This window comes from Pseudomonas sp. B20(2017), from assembly GCF_002113125.1.
GTDB lineage: Bacteria > Pseudomonadota > Gammaproteobacteria > Pseudomonadales > Pseudomonadaceae > Aquipseudomonas.
Genome location: NZ_NEJP01000029.1, coordinates 2,351 through 5,657, shown reverse-complemented (window position 1 = coordinate 5,657; position 3,307 = coordinate 2,351). Strand labels below are relative to the sequence as shown.

Below are 3,307 nucleotides of genomic sequence, written 5' to 3'. Positions count from 1 at the left end.
ATGGGGAAACCCCACACTACCATCGGCGATGCATCGTTTCACTTCTGAGTTCGGGATGGGATCAGGTGGTTCCAACGCTCTATGGTCGTCAAGAAATTCGGGTACCGAGTCGTGGCCAGAGGGCCTCGCTTCAGAAAATTGGGTATGTGACAGCTTTCGGTGTTTTGTGAACGTCGAACTTTCGGTTCATTGCGTCTTCACACACCGCAATCTGGTCTCTTTCGAGTCTGCAGATTGCTTGGGTGTTATATGGTCAAGCCTCACGGGCAATTAGTATTGGTTAGCTCAACGCCTCACAGCGCTTACACACCCAACCTATCAACGTCGTAGTCTTCGACGGCCCTTCAGGGAACTCAAGGTTCCAGTGAGATCTCATCTTGAGGCAAGTTTCCCGCTTAGATGCTTTCAGCGGTTATCTTTCCCGAACATAGCTACCCGGCAATGCCACTGGCGTGACAACCGGAACACCAGAGGTTCGTCCACTCCGGTCCTCTCGTACTAGGAGCAGCCCCTCTCAAATCTCAAACGTCCACGGCAGATAGGGACCGAACTGTCTCACGACGTTCTAAACCCAGCTCGCGTACCACTTTAAATGGCGAACAGCCATACCCTTGGGACCGGCTTCAGCCCCAGGATGTGATGAGCCGACATCGAGGTGCCAAACACCGCCGTCGATATGAACTCTTGGGCGGTATCAGCCTGTTATCCCCGGAGTACCTTTTATCCGTTGAGCGATGGCCCTTCCATACAGAACCACCGGATCACTAAGACCTACTTTCGTACCTGCTCGACGTGTCTGTCTCGCAGTCAAGCGCGCTTTTGCCTTTATACTCTACGACCGATTTCCGACCGGTCTGAGCGCACCTTCGTACTCCTCCGTTACTCTTTAGGAGGAGACCGCCCCAGTCAAACTACCCACCATACACTGTCCTCGATCCGGATAACGGACCTGAGTTAGAACCTCAAAGTTGCCAGGGTGGTATTTCAAGGATGGCTCCACGCGAACTGGCGTCCACGCTTCAAAGCCTCCCACCTATCCTACACAAGCAAATTCAAAGTCCAGTGCAAAGCTATAGTAAAGGTTCACGGGGTCTTTCCGTCTAGCCGCGGATACACTGCATCTTCACAGCGATTTCAATTTCACTGAGTCTCGGGTGGAGACAGCGCCGCCATCGTTACGCCATTCGTGCAGGTCGGAACTTACCCGACAAGGAATTTCGCTACCTTAGGACCGTTATAGTTACGGCCGCCGTTTACCGGGGCTTCGATCAAGAGCTTCGCGTTAGCTAACCCCATCAATTAACCTTCCGGCACCGGGCAGGCGTCACACCCTATACGTCCACTTTCGTGTTTGCAGAGTGCTGTGTTTTTAATAAACAGTCGCAGCGGCCTGGTATCTTCGACCGGCGTGGGCTTACGCAGCAAGTGCTTCACCCTCACCGGCGCACCTTCTCCCGAAGTTACGGTGCCATTTTGCCTAGTTCCTTCACCCGAGTTCTCTCAAGCGCCTTGGTATTCTCTACCCAACCACCTGTGTCGGTTTGGGGTACGGTTCCTGGTTATCTGAAGCTTAGAAGCTTTTCTTGGAAGCATGGCATCAACCACTTCGTCACCTAAAAGGTAACTCGTCATCAGCTCTCGGCCTTGAAACCCCGGATTTACCTAAGATTCCAGCCTACCACCTTAAACTTGGACAACCAACGCCAAGCTGGCCTAGCCTTCTCCGTCCCTCCATCGCAATAACCAGAAGTACAGGAATATTAACCTGTTTTCCATCGACTACGCTTTTCAGCCTCGCCTTAGGGACCGACTAACCCTGCGTCGATTAACGTTGCGCAGGAAACCTTGGTCTTTCGGCGTGGGTGTTTTTCACACCCATTGTCGTTACTCATGTCAGCATTCGCACTTCTGATACCTCCAGCAAGCTTCTCAACTCACCTTCACAGGCTTACAGAACGCTCCTCTACCGCATCACTTGCGTGATACCCGTAGCTTCGGTGTATGGTTTGAGCCCCGTTACATCTTCCGCGCAGGCCGACTCGACTAGTGAGCTATTACGCTTTCTTTAAAGGGTGGCTGCTTCTAAGCCAACCTCCTAGCTGTCTAAGCCTTCCCACATCGTTTCCCACTTAACCATAACTTTGGGACCTTAGCTGACGGTCTGGGTTGTTTCCCTTTTCACGACGGACGTTAGCACCCGCCGTGTGTCTCCCATGCTCGGCACTTGTAGGTATTCGGAGTTTGCATCGGTTTGGTAAGTCGGGATGACCCCCTAGCCGAAACAGTGCTCTACCCCCTACAGTGATACATGAGGCGCTACCTAAATAGCTTTCGAGGAGAACCAGCTATCTCCGAGCTTGATTAGCCTTTCACTCCGATCCACAGGTCATCCGCTAACTTTTCAACGGTAGTCGGTTCGGTCCTCCAGTCAGTGTTACCTAACCTTCAACCTGCCCATGGATAGATCGCCCGGTTTCGGGTCTATTCCCAGCGACTAGACGCCCTATTAAGACTCGCTTTCGCTACGCCTCCCCTATTCGGTTAAGCTCGCCACTGAAAATAAGTCGCTGACCCATTATACAAAAGGTACGCAGTCACAGAACAAAGTCTGCTCCCACTGCTTGTACGCATACGGTTTCAGGATCTATTTCACTCCCCTCTCCGGGGTTCTTTTCGCCTTTCCCTCACGGTACTAGTTCACTATCGGTCAGTCAGTAGTATTTAGCCTTGGAGGATGGTCCCCCCATATTCAGACAAAGTTTCTCGTGCTCCGTCCTACTCGATTTCATGACTAAGAGACTTTCGCGTACAGGGCTATCACCCACTATGGCCGCACTTTCCAGAGCGTTCCGCTAATCTCAAAGCCACTTAAGGGCTAGTCCCCGTTCGCTCGCCACTACTAAGGGAATCTCGGTTGATTTCTTTTCCTCAGGGTACTTAGATGTTTCAGTTCCCCTGGTTCGCCTCTTGCACCTATGTATTCAGTACAAGATAACCATCTTGTGATGGCTGGGTTCCCCCATTCAGACATCTCCGGATCAAAGTCTGTTTGCCGACTCCCCGAAGCTTTTCGCAGGCTACCACGTCTTTCATCGCCTCTGACTGCCAAGGCATCCACCGTATGCGCTTCTTCACTTGACCATATAACCCCAAGCAATCTGGTTATACTGTGAAGACGACATTCGCCGAAAATTCGAATTTCTCAACTAAGAGAACTCACAAATTTTACCTTAGCCTGATCACCACCAGTGAAAGTGGCCATCAGTCTATCTTTCTATCACATACCCAAATTTTTAAAGAACGATCT

2 rRNA genes are annotated in these 3,307 nt (G+C 51.3%); both read right to left on the bottom strand.

Annotated features, from left to right (window positions below):
• Positions 1 to 93 (bottom strand): 5S ribosomal RNA (rrf, locus tag CAF63_RS28150); the annotation flags it as partial.
• Positions 94 to 249: 156 nt separating this feature from the next.
• Positions 250 to 3,141, bottom strand: a 23S ribosomal RNA gene (locus CAF63_RS28145).
• Positions 3,142 to 3,307 lie beyond the last annotated feature (166 nt).